The organism is Desulfoplanes sp., from assembly GCF_054921335.1.
The window spans coordinates 1-13,121 of the sequence record NZ_JBUDSQ010000073.1; the positions used below are offsets into that span (position 1 = coordinate 1).

Genomic DNA, 13,121 nt, shown 5'->3' on the forward strand with positions numbered 1-13,121 from the left:
TGAAAATAATTTATTAAATCGTGCTACCTGTAAGAGCTTTTGCAGTCGCATCCTTTCAGGCAATAAGAAAATTCCCTATCCAAGAACAGATGGAAAAACAATCAATCATCCCAATCGCGGGATGCAAAAAAATTCTTTGCAGCCTCCCCTGAACGGGTTGCAGAAATGGATAATTCATCAACTACGCCTACAGAATTTTAGAAAAGGTTGTTGTATGGATATTTTTGCACGTATGCTCATACACCTGCAGATCCACGTGTCACCGAATTGTCACCTAAATGTAACAACAATCCTTTTGATTTGATTTATAGGAAAGATCAACATCAACTTCGTCAGGACATGACCTAGAAACAACGAACCCGAAAATTCCTTTTTGGGGCATCAGATCCGAGCACAACGAGGACAAAAAGCGGATGAAAAACAAATTCAACCAGATCATGACGACCTTGCGCAAAATCCTCTTCTCTCCCGAGAAAACACTCTGTTCCTTCATGGATGATCCCTGTCTCATGATCTCCTATCATCCCGAATATGGTGATGAGTACTATGAAAATGACTCCAACTTTCGCACCGTTTTCACAATCGGAGAGGCGAGGAACCTGATCATTTTCCAAGAAACCATAGAAAACAAAAAGGGCAAAATCCCCTTGTCCCGCTGCAAATTACATGGTATTCATTGATCAAAAACTAATAACACACGAGTCTTTTTTCATGCAAGCAGCCGAAAAAATCACCCAACATCCTGACCTGGATCTTCTTCTGAGCAAGGTCACCACCGAAGTGACTGAAGCCGATGTCGCTCTTTTCCTGAGTGTGGTATCCACCGACCTCGAGGACTGGCAGATCGAACAGGTCCTCACGCCGGACGAGGTGTTCAAACGGCAGGATATCGTTCTGGCCACCCACTGGCACCCGGAATTCGTGCCCATGGACATGATCGCCAAGCGGATCAACGCCACGTTTCCCAATCGCAGCGACGATCTGATCATCCCCACTCAGCACAACGAGATCATGCAGTTCGGTAAGTACAGCGGCGTGGAGGTGGATTGCTATTCCAGCGGATTCAACCAGAAGGTCCAGTTCCTTCTCCACTTCGAGAACAAGCGTGTGGAAAAGGCCCACGTGCTCAAGTCCATGCTCGGACACACTCAAAAATACCGATCTTCCCAACTTTTCGAATTCATCCACACCATCACCAGCCCCCTTGAAGACCGCATCGAGGAAGCCACCCGGGAGACCGGCGTGGAAGATAAGCTCGTGGAGTTCGTGTACATCCATGTCTGCAAGATCGAACGGATGATCGACGAATACTGGGACAAGGTCCCCACCATTTCCCTCAAGAACAAGCTCCTGCGCAACTTCTTCGATGGGCTGCGCCCCATCTACGGGGAGACCTTCATCAACCGTGTCCAGGCCTATCTCAAGGCGGTCAAGAAAATCGTCAAATCCCACTTTTCTCTCAAGTATTTCTACCGGGCCACCGAGGTCATCGAGGAAACCAGAGCCCTGGGCGGATGCATCGTCATCCCTCATCCCGAACAGTTCTGGCCCATTCTCCTGGCCGGCTACGACGTGGACGGCTACGAAGTCTGGAACCCCCAGTCCCAGAGATACACTGAGTTTCTCATCTCCGTGGTCAATGAAAAAAACCGACAGCGCTCGCAGGGCGACCGAAAGATCCTCATCTTCATGGGCGACGATACCCACATGGGCGAAAAAACCCGCCGCATCGAACAGCAGGACACGGCCAAGGCGGCCAGAGAAATCGGCGTCCAGCCCGCCTGGGACGATCTGTGCGTGCGCAAGCGGCTCATCACCAACAATGTCAGCCGTAGAACCACCATTGCCCAGTACCGGGCACGCCTGGCCGGTTGATACCGGCGGCTCGGCCTTTATTCAAACACCACATCATTCCATACGACTACGACAAGGAGCGATCATGGCTGCGGAAGAAAAATTCGTATTCGAGTCCCTGCAGGACACGAACAGCATCAAGGATTTTCTCAAATCCCTCACCGAAGGCATTGAAAAGGGCAAGGTCACCCTGTCCACCAACGGAGACGAGATCGAGCTCTACCCCTCCGGACTCCTGCAGTTTTCGGTCAAGGCCAAACGCAAGGGAACAGACAACAAGGTGAATATCAAGATCGCCTGGAAAGACGACAAGAAGAATCAGAGCACACTCCAGGAAAAGATCCTGGTTTCCTGAACTATGGGATACATTGACCATCACCACCGTGAACATCCCGACCCGGCAGCCTTCTGTCGGGTCATTTTTACCCATACGAATCCTCTCGTTCCACCCCTTCCAATATTTCTCAACTTTCTGAATGTTAAGAACTCTCTGAACTTACTGAAATTCTGAAATTTCTAAACAACGAGCCTTACCGACCATGATCACTTTCGAAGGAATCAACGAAAACTTCAAGTTCCTGGTCCATGAAACCAGCAATCAGGTTCAGTCCACCAGGATCTTTGTTCAGAACCCTTCACGGTCCCTGTACACAAAAATCACCTCCCGAGACGACTATATCGACAATCTGAAAACGATTATCGAAAACAAATGTTTCTCCATGATCCATTCGGAAAAGGATCTGTCCGCTAAAGAAGTCGACATCATCCGATCCATCCATGTTTGCGGTCTCAACCTGGAACGGATCGCGGACTTCTGCGTGAACATTGTCAAACAGATGCAATACATCTCGACACCGAGTTTTTTACACGCCTATGACTATCAGTCCATGTTCGAAGAGATCGAAAAGGGCCTGTCGCGTATTCTGGAGGTATCTGACAAGGAATCCATGCCCGGAGCCCTGGCCATCTGCCGGAGCGAATACGAACTGGACAGAATGTACAAAGAGACCTTCGAGCAGATCCTGATGGAGATGGAGAACAGGGGCAACGCCAAGGATTGCATCACCACGGTATTCATCTTCCGGTATCTGGAACGCATCGGGGATTCCCTGCTGAACATCGGGGAAGCGCTCATCTTTTCCATCATCGGAGAGAAGATCAAGATTGAACAATTCGACGCCCTGCGCAACACCCTGAGCAAATCCGGGTTCAGCAGCGACTTCGAATCCATCGATTTCAAGGCCATCTGGGGAACCCGTTCGGGCTGCCATATCGGCAAGGTCGATCACAAAGGAAACGCGTCTGCCGGAGATGGGGCCCACGGCGGCATCTACAAGGAAGGCAATCTCAAAAAGATCAAGCAGGAAAAGGCGAACATCGAACGGTGGGCAAAGATCTTCCCCAACCTGGTATCTGACATTTACGGCTACCATGAAGATGGAGAAAAAGGTGCCCTGCTCGTGGAATTTCTGACAGGGTGTTCGTTTGACGAGGTCATCCTCACGGGGAGCCAGGATCTTCTGCAAAACGCCTTTTTCATTTTCGCTCAGACCATCCGGGAAATCTGGCAGGCCACCCGCAAGGAAAATGCGGTGGAAACCACCTACATGAGCCAACTCATGGACCGGCTCCCGTCCATCCGTCAGGTCCATCCGGCCTTCTTCCGCGTATCCCAGACCCTCGGCGGCACCTCGGTCATCTCCACCCAGAGCCTCATCAAGGACTGCCAAAAATTCGAGGCCGGACTTGCAGCTCCGTTCACAGTGCTCATCCACGGCGATTTCAACATCAACAATATGGTCTACGAACATGCCCAGCAGGCGGTTAAGTACATCGACCTGTACCGATCCAGAGACTTCGATTATGTCCAGGACGCATCGGTGTTTCTGGTCTCCAACTTCCGGATCCCCGTTTTCGATCGCTCCCTGCGAACACGCCTGGATTGGGTAATCGAGGAGTTCTATTCATTTGTTTCCGACTTTGCCCGGGACAACAAGGACACCACCTTCGAGGCACGCATGGCCTTTGCCCTGGCCAGGTCCTTCTACACCTCGACCCGCTTCGAACTCAACCATCGCTTTGCCAAGGCCATGTACCACCGAGCCCATTTTCTCCTGGAAAAAATCCAGGCTTTCGGGGATGGAAATTGGGAAGAATTCAGACTTCCACAGGAGATTCTGTTTTATTGATCGTAACTATTCAGGTCAAAATTTATCAGGAGCAACAGACCGGAATGTAACGTTAAATGTGGGTACCAGCCCGTAACTTTCAGAGATTTAAGGATTTCAGAAATTTTAGGAATGAAGGACCTGCACCCTAACTGCCTGTAATTTCTTAACTCTCTTAAATTTCGTATCTATTCAGCAGGGTTGCAACGTATGTCGTAAGCACGTCATCCCGGCGCAGGCCGGGATCTCCAAGGCCTCGGGCATTGTATGTCGAATAAGCAGCTGCCCCGTCGAACAAGATCCCGGATCAAGTCCGGGATGACGATCAAAGAAGACCCGCGTTTTTTGGGCTACTTCTGAATAATTACAAAATTTTAAAAATCTCTTAAATTTCTTAAATTTCTAAATTCCATCAATACTCACGGAGGAAATATATCCATGAAAATCGCAGTGGTCGGGACCAAGGGAGGGTGGTCCTCGGAGAAACTTGCAGACACGGTAGCCGCACGAACCGGAGAACGCGTCCTTGTGGAAATGGACAAAATCCGGTTGGACCTGCCTTCGGGACGGTGTTTCTTCGAAGACCGTGACCTGTCCACCTTCGACGCCATCATGATCAAAAAAATCGGGGCCAGGTATTCTCCGGATCTTCTGGACAGACTGGAGGTACTCAGGCTGCTCAATGAACGGGGGCTGCCGATTTTCTCCAATCCGCTCAAGATCCTGCGAGTCCTGGACAGACTGAGCTGCACCATCACGCTGCAAACCGGTAATATCCCCATGCCCCCCACGACCATCACCGAAAACGTAGACCATGCAGTGGAGGTCATCCGAGAATATGGTAGGGCTGTGTTAAAGCCCCTGTACACATCCAAGGCCCGGGGCATGTGCCTGCTGAAGGCCGACCAGAACATCCGGCCCATCCTCGAGGAATACCACCGAGAGTACACCATCATGTACATCCAGAAAGCCATCAATCTCAACGGCCAGGATCTGGGGATCGCCTTTCTGGGCGGTGAGTACCTGACCACCTATGCCCGGTGCAAGTCCACGGATGCCTGGAACACGACGACGGTCAACGGCGGGAAATACGCCTCGTTCGAACCTCCCAGGGAGATCATCGATTTGGCCCACAAGGCCCAGTCCCTGTTCGGACTCGACTTCACCTGTGTGGACGTGGCACTGAGCGATCAGGGTCCTTACGTTTTCGAGGTCTCGGCCTTTGGCGGATTCAGGGGCATCCGGGAAACCAGCAACCACGACCCGGCAGCCCTGTACACCGATTACGTGATCAAGGAGATTGGCCAATGAGCGACACAACCATGACCTGCAGCGAACTTATCCGTGATTTCCGCAAAAACCATCCCGTGAACACATCCCTGGCCGTGAAGCTCGGGGGGCTGGTCATCGACGTGACAACCAACAGCTTCAAGCTGAACCATAACCTCCAGGATTATTTCCAGGAGTTCATGGTCCATGGAAGGCCGGCAGATATCCAAATCACCGTGCACGAGGCCGAAGCACCGGCTCTTGACCTTGATTTTTCCGTCAAGGAACCCGAGCCGGGCAAATCCAAAATAAAGGAAGAATGGGTCGACCTGGTGGATGGACGCATTGTGCGCAAACGGATCACCGGAATGCACTTCATCTTCACCAGGGACGAGCATCTGGCCATTGGTCCCTGTGAGGTCAACCCCAATCAGGTCATCAATTTCATCAACAACCGATTCATAGAGTACAAACTCCAGCAGGGATGTCTCCTGGGCCACGCGGCCGGTGTGAGAACCCGGGATAGGGGTATGGCCATGGCCGGATTTTCCGGAATGGGCAAATCCACTCTGGCTCTGCACATCATGAACCGCGGAACCGACTTTGTGAGCAACGACCGGGTCATCGTGGAAAACCTGTTCAAGGGACCGCGCTTTTACGGGGTTGCCAAACACCCCCGCATCAACCCCGGAACCGCCCTGAACAATCCAAACCTGGCCGGAATCGTGACGGAAGAGGACAAGAAGCGATTCCAGGCCATGAGCACTGATGAACTCTGGAGCCTGGAATACAAGTACGATGCCCTGATCGACGAGTGTTACGGCCCGGGCAGATTCACCCTCGAAGCCCCCCTTGATGCCGTGGTCATCCTCAACTGGCAGCGCAATGACGAACCAACCAGAATCTCCACGGTCAAACTCATGGACCGCCAGGATCTCCTCCCGGCGTTCATGAAATCCAGAGGACTCTTCTATCTTCCCCTGTACGATCAGGAAGAACCCGGCATCGAGGACTATATCAGCTGCCTCAGGGGGTGCACCATCATCGAAATCTCCGGCGGCGTTGATTTCGACAAAGCCGCACGGGCATGCATGGCCTTCCTTGAATCCGGCCAGGTGATTTCGGCGGCATAAGAAAAAGTGCGCAGTGCACACTGTCCTTCCCCCCCCCTTAACCTTTACCCCTTAACCCTTCGGACTTGTCCACCATGCGCATCCGCCTGACCCGTGACGTAACCATCCCATCCCCCATCGCTCTGGAGCGGTTCAGACACTACCCCGCCCTGGGACCCAGGGTACTCTTTTTCAGCGGTGGTTCGGCTCTGCGCGAGGTTTCACGGGCCCTGACCAAGTACACGCACAACTCCATCCACATCATCACCCCGTTCGATTCCGGGGGAAGCTCGGCTACCATCAGAAGGGCATTCGACATGCTCGCCGTGGGCGACGTACGCAACCGCCTCATGGCCCTGGCAGACACAAGCATTCAGGGCAACCCAGAAATCTTCGAACTCTTTGCCCACAGGCTGTCCCAAGAAGCGGATCAGGGAAAACTGCGTGCCACCCTCTCTCAGATGTCCGGGGGCGAACACCCCATGATCCGGGCCATACCGGACCCCATGCGCAAGATCATCCGTACCCACATCCATCAATTCGAAGACCTCATGCCCGACTCCTTTGACCTGCGTGGGGCAAGCATGGGTAATCTCGTACTCACGGCCGGGTATCTGACCAACCGAAGGCACCTCGATCCAGTTATCTACATCTTTTCCAAACTGGTCCGGGTGCTGGGCAAGGTGCGGCCGGTCACCTCCACCAACGCGGAGTTGGCCGTTCGTTTGGAAGACGACCGAAAGATCGTGTGCCAGCATCGTTTCACCGGCAAGGAGACCCGCCCCATCAGCTCCCCCATCAAAGACATCTGGCTGGTGACTCCGGAAGACGATACCACTCCGTTCAGACCGGCAATCAGGACAAAGATCACCGCGTGTATCGAGGAGGCCGAGCTCATCTGCTATCCTATAGGCAGTTTCTATTCCAGTCTCATTGCCAATCTGCTTCCCGCCGGTGTGGGCAAGACTGTGGCAGCCAATACCTGCCCCAAAGTCTACGTCCCCAACCCCTGTCCGGACCTGGAGGCCCTCGGACTGGATATCACCGAACAGATCCAGAGGTTGCTCCACTATGCACGTCAGGACGACCCGGAACATATAGCCCCTTCGGACGTTCTTGATTTCGTGATCATCGACAGCCAAAACGGGACCTACACAGGTCTGCCGGACCGGGACATCCTGGCACGCCAAGGTATCGGCATCATTGATACCCCGTTACTTCGCGCTGCCAACGCAAATCATGTCGACCCCGATCTCTTCACAGGGGCTCTCCTGTCCCTGTGCTGAATCAAACAATCACTACGCAAGTCCACAAAAACACGGAGGTACATATGGAAAAGAAGAAAGTTGCACTGGAGCAGACCAAGGAATTCAAGGCAGCCATCTCCTATCTCGAAGACCTGGTGGCCAGCTTCAAGAAAGGGACCATCGTGGTCGAACAGGGGGAAAACAGCGTGATCCTGACCCCGGCACCATTCGTGAATATCGAGATCGAAGCCAAGCAGAAAGGTGACAAAGAAAAATTCTCCATGGAACTCTCATGGAACACGGCCGGAACCACGGAAGAATCCGACATCATGATCTCCTCGACCCTCCCCCAGACAAAGGCTCCCTCCGAGGTCGAGGTAAAAGAGCCCGCTAAGGCCCCTGCTGAAAAAAGCAATGACACTGCAATGCAGGAAACCACCCAGGCCCCCACAGTCAAACCGGCCGCTGCCAAGGCAGAAAAAGCATCGGAAACACCGGCCAAAAAGGAAGCACCCAACCCGGTAGGTGCAGCCTCCAAAACCCCGGCTGCCAAAAAAACAAGCAAACCGGGGCCTGCTTCCGAATCCGCCCCTAAAACCGCATTTGCGAAAACGACTTCCAATTCCGCACCCAAACCGGCAGGAAACAAAAGCGATACCAAGTAGGGCGCAAAGCATCCCTTGCTGTCAATAATCGAGTAGGGTGAAACAGAGCGATCAACTCTGCTTCACCCTACTCGATATTTTTTTATTGAGACGAAAAGGCGCGTTACTTTTCCCCACCCGGAAGGATGAGATTGAGGGCAACACCGATAATACCGGCCAGACCGATGCCCTGGATGGTGAACTGCCCGGCGGAAAAGGCTATCCCGCCGACACCGAAGATAACGATCAAGGCGACAATGGCCATGTTTCTGGCCTTCATCAGATCGATCTGCGCCTTGACCAGGTTGTTGATCCCGACAACCATGATCGTGCCGAACAAAAGGATCATGATCCCCCCCATGACCGGAACCGGAATGCTCTGCAAAAAGGCACCCACTTTGCCCACAAATGACAATGCAATGGCCATGATGGCCGCCCAGGTCATGATGGCTGGATTGAACACCTTGACCAAAGCCACGGCACCAGTGACCTCGGAGTAGGTCGTATTCGGAGGACCGCCCACAAACGATGCCATGAATGTTGCCAGACCGTCACCCATCATGGTCCGATTCACCCCAGCACACGACATAAGGGACAGTCAAATAATACTGGTCATCCCTCTTCACTTCTGCTAAACAGAATCCACTCCGTCCCATACCCGTATCCACTCCCCTAAACCGGAGGTCCCCATGCCCCGCATTCCCCGACTCCTCGTGTCCGAATCCCCGACCGTCTACCACGTCATCTCCCGTACCGCCCTGTCCGGGCTTCCCTTTGATGGTTCTGACAAGGACACTTTGCAGAGGCTGATCTTTCATTTTTCCCGGATCTATTTCACGGAAATCCTGGGATACTGCCTCATGGACAACCACTTTCATCTCCTTGTGCGCATGTTTCCCGAAGATTACGCAGACGAGGCCGCCTTGTTGCAGCGGTTCAAACTCGCCAATGGCCACAAGGCAGTGCTTTCTCCGGAAAAAATTCCCGGCCTCAGGCAGAAGTGGAGCTCGCTTTCCGAATTCGTCAAGGAGGTCAAGCAGACTTTCTCAAGATATTACAATAAGAAGAATGGACGAAAGGGATATCTCTGGGGCGAGCGTTTCAAGAGCGTCATCGTCCAGGATGGTCGGACCCTGGTCAATTGCCTGGCCTATATCGATCTCAATCCCGTACGGGCGAATATCGTCAAACGACCCGAGGATTATCGCTGGTCATCGCTAGGCTACCACCTCCAGACCAACAACCGGGCTGATTTCCTGAGCCTTGATCTGGGTATGGCCGACTGGGGGATCGAAACCAGGGATCGTCTACGCCATTATCGGGAATTCGTGTACGAAACCGGGGCCCTGGATACGGGCAAGGGGGCCAGGCTGGACACGAAGCTGGTCGCAAAGGAGCGTAAAAAAGGATACAAATTGACCCCGGCCGACCGGCTCCGATGCCGGACCCGCTATTTCACGGATTCCGGAATCATCGGCACCAAAGAGTTCGTGGCCCGGCATTCCAAGCGCTTTCATGATCATTTTGCATGCAAGCGGGAAAAAATCCCGCGCAAAGTGGAGGGTCTCGACGGCATGTTCTCGCTGAAACGACTCTCCAATATCTGATCCGATAATTTTTCCCTGAATCCCATCTCATGTTCCATGCGCGATCATCTGGTTGCGTGTGGTTGTGTGCGTCCAAAATTCGGAAAAGCAACCAGAAAAGGCTCTGCTTGGCTGAAATACAAGGGGATCGCAGCCTGGTGAAGGTGGATGTGCGTTCGAGGGATGCCGATTTGACAGCAAAAGGTGCGGCAGGTTGTAGCAAGCTGGATCGGTTTGCATAGTTTGCCTGTTCCTAAAATAATTAATGAGAATTGTTCAGTGGAATGTGGCCAACAAATGTCGAAGCGCATTCCCTTTCCTTTTCCCCCCTTTTCCCTTTATTCCGTAGGGGCAGACACATAGGTCATACGCGAACGGAATCTCGTGGTTTCGATCCTTACGCCGCGCTGCCCCGAACCCCCTTCTTGAACATTTCCCACATATCCAGAAAGGCAGCATCGAAATCCCGGGTCTGGATGTATTCTCTGGCCTGATCGCCCATGGTTTTGAGGAGGTGGGGATCGTTGGCCAGGCGGATCATGGCCTGGCAGAGGTCGTCGGCATCACCGGCTGCGCACACGAGTCCGGTTTTTTCCGGGACCATATTTTCCACGGGACCGCCCTTGTCCGTGACAATGACCGGGAGTCCCGATGCCTGGGCTTCGAGGACTACGTTGCCGAAGGTGTCCGTTGCCGAGGGAAAGACGAAGAAATCCGCGCCGGCATAAGCCTGGGCCAACTCCTGCTTGTCCAGGACGCCGGTGTAGATGACAGGCAGTCCCTTGGTCATGGTCTGCATCTCGTTCAGGAAGGGGCCGTCACCGATGATCACGAGGCAGCAGTTCTGCACCGTTTTTGCGGCACGGGCAAAGGCCTGGGCAAGGATGGCCAGGTTTTTTTCCTTGGAGACCCGGCCCACGTAGACCATCTTGAGGATATCGGTCTGCAGCCACTTGGCGTAGAATCCGTTCTTTTTGGCCGGATGGAAAATGTCCGTATCCACCCCGCGAGGGTACACGGTGATCCGTTCTCTATCCACGCCCAGCTCTTCCAGTTCATGTGCCGTGGCTCGTGACGGTGCGTATATCGTATCCATCTGGTTGTAAAACCAGTACATATATTTTTTGCAGGCATCTTCCATGCACGTATCCCCGGTCAGGGTGAGCACGTAGTCGGGGAAGGCGCTGTGATATGTGCCGTGACAGGGGATGCGCAGGATTCTGGATATGGCCAGGGCGGCCAGACCCATGGGGCCGGGGGTTGCCGCCAGGAGCATGGAGTATCTGTGCCGGAAGCAATGCGCCAGCAGGTCCAGGAAGGGGGGGCAGTAGACGCCCTGGTCGGGATATTCGGGCAGGTCAAAGGTACTGACCGGGGTAAAGTGATGCACACCTTCCTGCGCGGTTTCGGCTTCGGGGCCGCAGGTCAGGACGTGCAGGGATTTGGTATGTCTGGCCGCGGCCTTGAGTTGTCGCTTGATGGTCCAGGCGACACCGTTGACGTCCTGGAACGTGTCCGTGAAATGGGCCACGGCACAGTCGTTTTCCTGCTCCGACGTGGAACCGAGTGTTTCCAGACATTCACGGGCAAAGGTCTGTTCCCGGCTGAACAATCCGTAGGCCACGAAATACGGGGCCAGCATGGTGTACAGGGACCCTGCCGCGCCGATGGAATGGAACACATCGAACAGGTTGGCCTTGTGAAAGCTCTGCAGAATGCGTTCGAGAAAATGGGCAATCATCCGGTCCGAGCCCTTGTTCACAAAGGCCGCCCAGATCCGATCGAGATCCTTCTGGTCCAGGAAGCTGCCTCCGGCAACGGCCATGAATTGTTTGTCGTTCACGACGATTCTGCTTGCCTCGCGCAGGAGATATTCCTGTATGCTTTCCGAATCCAGCAGCCGGGCGGTTATTCGTGGTTTGGGGCCGGCAAACAGGCGATGCACACGCTCCATGAGAGAGGTTTTGCCGTTGCCCACGGGAGCCAGGCATCCGTGCACGAAGCGCAGGAACAATGATTTGCGGGCGTGCTTCATGTTGAAGCGATCGTGGTAGAACTGATAGGCAATGGAATAGAGATTTCGGGCTATGGTCTCCGGCGTGGCCGGCACTCCCTCGGGACGTCCCTTTTTCTCCACCACTTTTTGAAGAAAGCTGTGTACGTCCGTGACGTTCTCGACACTCGTGTACATGGTGGCGATGTTCAGGCAGGAATGGTCGTCAGAGCCGGCTGTCAGACCCTTTATCCACGGCGTTTTTCCCCACGGGGGCAGGGCGTGTTTCTGCACCAGGCCGTAGAAACCGTCCCTGGTCAGGCTGGAAAGGATGGCACGGATGGTGTGGTTCTGGGCCTGATCCCGGCAGCCGTTCAGTTCAAAAAGATTGAACAGGATCAGACATTGCTCCACATGTTCGACGGTCAGACGTTCATTGACCGCGAACAGGGGGTGCGCCAAAGCGTGTACGATGGATTGTGCCCGCAGGTAGGCGACCAGGTCGAAGACATTGGACCGCAGTTTCTGGAATTCCAGGTGGTCTGCTTCGGTGATGTCATAGGCCAGGATGTGCAGTTTGCACTTGTCCTCGGGAAAATAGGTGGTGATTTCTTCGCTGATGAAGGTGTTGGGCAGGTGGGCGATCTCCAGACATCCGGCAATGGAGTTGTGATCGGTGATGGTCACCAGATCCATGCGCCGCTCCCGGGCCCGATCATAGATGGTCCGGGGTTCGGTGAAACTCTCCGGGCATCCGATTTTCTGCAGCAACCACTGCGAGGGACGGGATGAATGCTTGGAATGAACGTGAAGATCGGCCTTGAGCAGGGGTTCCATGATGGTCCTCCGGGAATTGGTACGTTACGTGGAATTGATTCCATGTAGACCACTCCGGGTGACGAATGCGTTGCCCGTGTGTTACCTTTATGTTGTGATGTTGCTGTTTTTTGGGGCTGGAGGAGCGGTGCGGATGTGCAGACGTTGGACCCGTTCCTGCGAAACACTGATACACAATCATGAGGAAGGAGCGGACATGCGGATGGTTTGCATGGTCATATTTGGCTGGGGATGTTTTGGTGCATCAACAGGGTTCATGTTCGATACTCCGGGAGTGCGTGCGTCTCGTCCGCCTCGAGTATGAGGTTCGTGAGAGTGACCTCCTCGAGGTCATGACGCCGGGCCGGAAGCATGGGTTCCATTCTGGATGCAGTGATCATGGGGGTGCCGAAATATTTTCCGAAATGTAAG

11 protein-coding genes and 1 pseudogene are annotated in these 13,121 nt (G+C 53.7%); 10 read left to right on the forward strand and 2 right to left on the reverse strand.

Annotation, left to right across the window (positions count from 1 at the left end):
- From ACY692_RS12270 to ACY692_RS12310, 9 genes are all read left to right on the forward strand, one after another.
- On the forward strand, window positions 1-304 hold a 304-nt coding region (locus tag ACY692_RS12270), incomplete at its 5' end, for a hypothetical protein (protein ID WP_462325661.1).
- A 109-nt stretch (window positions 305-413) separates the two neighbouring features.
- Window positions 414-680, forward strand: coding sequence for a hypothetical protein (locus ACY692_RS12275; protein WP_462325662.1), 267 nt, complete (start codon window positions 414-416; stop codon window positions 678-680).
- A 31-nt stretch (window positions 681-711) separates the two neighbouring features.
- Complete coding sequence (locus tag ACY692_RS12280; RefSeq protein ID WP_462325663.1) at window positions 712-1,875, forward strand: hypothetical protein; 1,164 nt, start codon at window positions 712-714, stop codon at window positions 1,873-1,875.
- 64 nt (window positions 1,876-1,939) lie between these two features.
- Window positions 1,940-2,209, forward strand: coding sequence for an amphi-Trp domain-containing protein (locus tag ACY692_RS12285; RefSeq protein WP_462325664.1), 270 nt, complete (start codon window positions 1,940-1,942; stop codon window positions 2,207-2,209).
- A 184-nt stretch (window positions 2,210-2,393) separates the two neighbouring features.
- On the forward strand, window positions 2,394-4,043 hold the full coding sequence (locus tag ACY692_RS12290) for a PhoU domain-containing protein (protein ID WP_462325665.1): 1,650 nt from the start codon (window positions 2,394-2,396) through the stop codon (window positions 4,041-4,043).
- A gap of 417 nt (window positions 4,044-4,460) precedes the next feature.
- A complete protein-coding gene (locus tag ACY692_RS12295) occupies window positions 4,461-5,333 on the forward strand; it encodes a GAK system ATP-grasp enzyme (RefSeq protein ID WP_462325666.1) in 873 nt (290 codons plus the stop codon).
- Complete coding sequence (locus ACY692_RS12300) at window positions 5,330-6,424, forward strand: HprK-related kinase B (RefSeq protein ID WP_462325667.1); 1,095 nt, start codon at window positions 5,330-5,332, stop codon at window positions 6,422-6,424. Before ACY692_RS12295 ends, ACY692_RS12300 begins: the two co-directional genes overlap by 4 nt.
- Before the next feature lie 74 nt (window positions 6,425-6,498).
- Entirely contained in the window at window positions 6,499-7,689 is a 1,191-nt protein-coding gene (locus ACY692_RS12305) for a GAK system CofD-like protein (protein ID WP_462325668.1), read from the forward strand.
- A 44-nt stretch (window positions 7,690-7,733) separates the two neighbouring features.
- Window positions 7,734-8,315 carry an amphi-Trp domain-containing protein gene (locus ACY692_RS12310; RefSeq protein WP_462325669.1) on the forward strand — a complete coding sequence of 194 codons (582 nt, stop codon included), beginning with the start codon at window positions 7,734-7,736 and terminating at the stop codon, window positions 8,313-8,315.
- A 103-nt stretch (window positions 8,316-8,418) separates the two neighbouring features.
- Here the strand turns inward: ACY692_RS12310 and ACY692_RS12315 are convergent.
- Window positions 8,419-8,871 (reverse strand): annotated as a pseudogene (locus tag ACY692_RS12315) (solute carrier family 23 protein); the annotation flags it as partial.
- Between the two features lie 112 nt (window positions 8,872-8,983).
- Here ACY692_RS12315 and ACY692_RS12320 point away from each other — a divergent pair.
- A complete protein-coding gene (locus tag ACY692_RS12320; protein WP_462325670.1) occupies window positions 8,984-9,901 on the forward strand; it encodes a transposase in 918 nt (305 codons plus the stop codon).
- Window positions 9,902-10,277: 376 nt separating this feature from the next.
- Here ACY692_RS12320 and ACY692_RS12325 read toward each other — a convergent pair whose 3' ends face one another.
- A complete protein-coding gene (locus tag ACY692_RS12325; protein WP_462325671.1) occupies window positions 10,278-12,710 on the reverse strand; it encodes a glycosyltransferase in 2,433 nt (810 codons plus the stop codon).
- Window positions 12,711-13,121 lie beyond the last annotated feature (411 nt).

Excerpts from the sequence above, each read along its gene's own strand:
- ACY692_RS12275 (WP_462325662.1), top strand. The coding sequence starts at position 414 with ATGAAAAACAAATTCAACCAGATCATGACGACCTTGCGCAAAATCCTC.
- ACY692_RS12280 (WP_462325663.1), top strand. The coding sequence starts at position 712 with ATGCAAGCAGCCGAAAAAATCACCCAACATCCTGACCTGGATCTTCTT.
- ACY692_RS12285 (WP_462325664.1), top strand. The coding sequence starts at position 1,940 with ATGGCTGCGGAAGAAAAATTCGTATTCGAGTCCCTGCAGGACACGAAC.
- ACY692_RS12290 (WP_462325665.1), top strand. The coding sequence starts at position 2,394 with ATGATCACTTTCGAAGGAATCAACGAAAACTTCAAGTTCCTGGTCCAT.
- ACY692_RS12295 (WP_462325666.1), top strand. The coding sequence starts at position 4,461 with ATGAAAATCGCAGTGGTCGGGACCAAGGGAGGGTGGTCCTCGGAGAAA.
- ACY692_RS12300 (WP_462325667.1), top strand. The coding sequence starts at position 5,330 with ATGAGCGACACAACCATGACCTGCAGCGAACTTATCCGTGATTTCCGC.
- ACY692_RS12305 (WP_462325668.1), top strand. The coding sequence starts at position 6,499 with ATGCGCATCCGCCTGACCCGTGACGTAACCATCCCATCCCCCATCGCT.
- ACY692_RS12310 (WP_462325669.1), top strand. The coding sequence starts at position 7,734 with ATGGAAAAGAAGAAAGTTGCACTGGAGCAGACCAAGGAATTCAAGGCA.
- ACY692_RS12320 (WP_462325670.1), top strand. The coding sequence starts at position 8,984 with ATGCCCCGCATTCCCCGACTCCTCGTGTCCGAATCCCCGACCGTCTAC.
- ACY692_RS12325 (WP_462325671.1), bottom strand. The coding sequence starts at position 12,710 with ATGGAACCCCTGCTCAAGGCCGATCTTCACGTTCATTCCAAGCATTCA.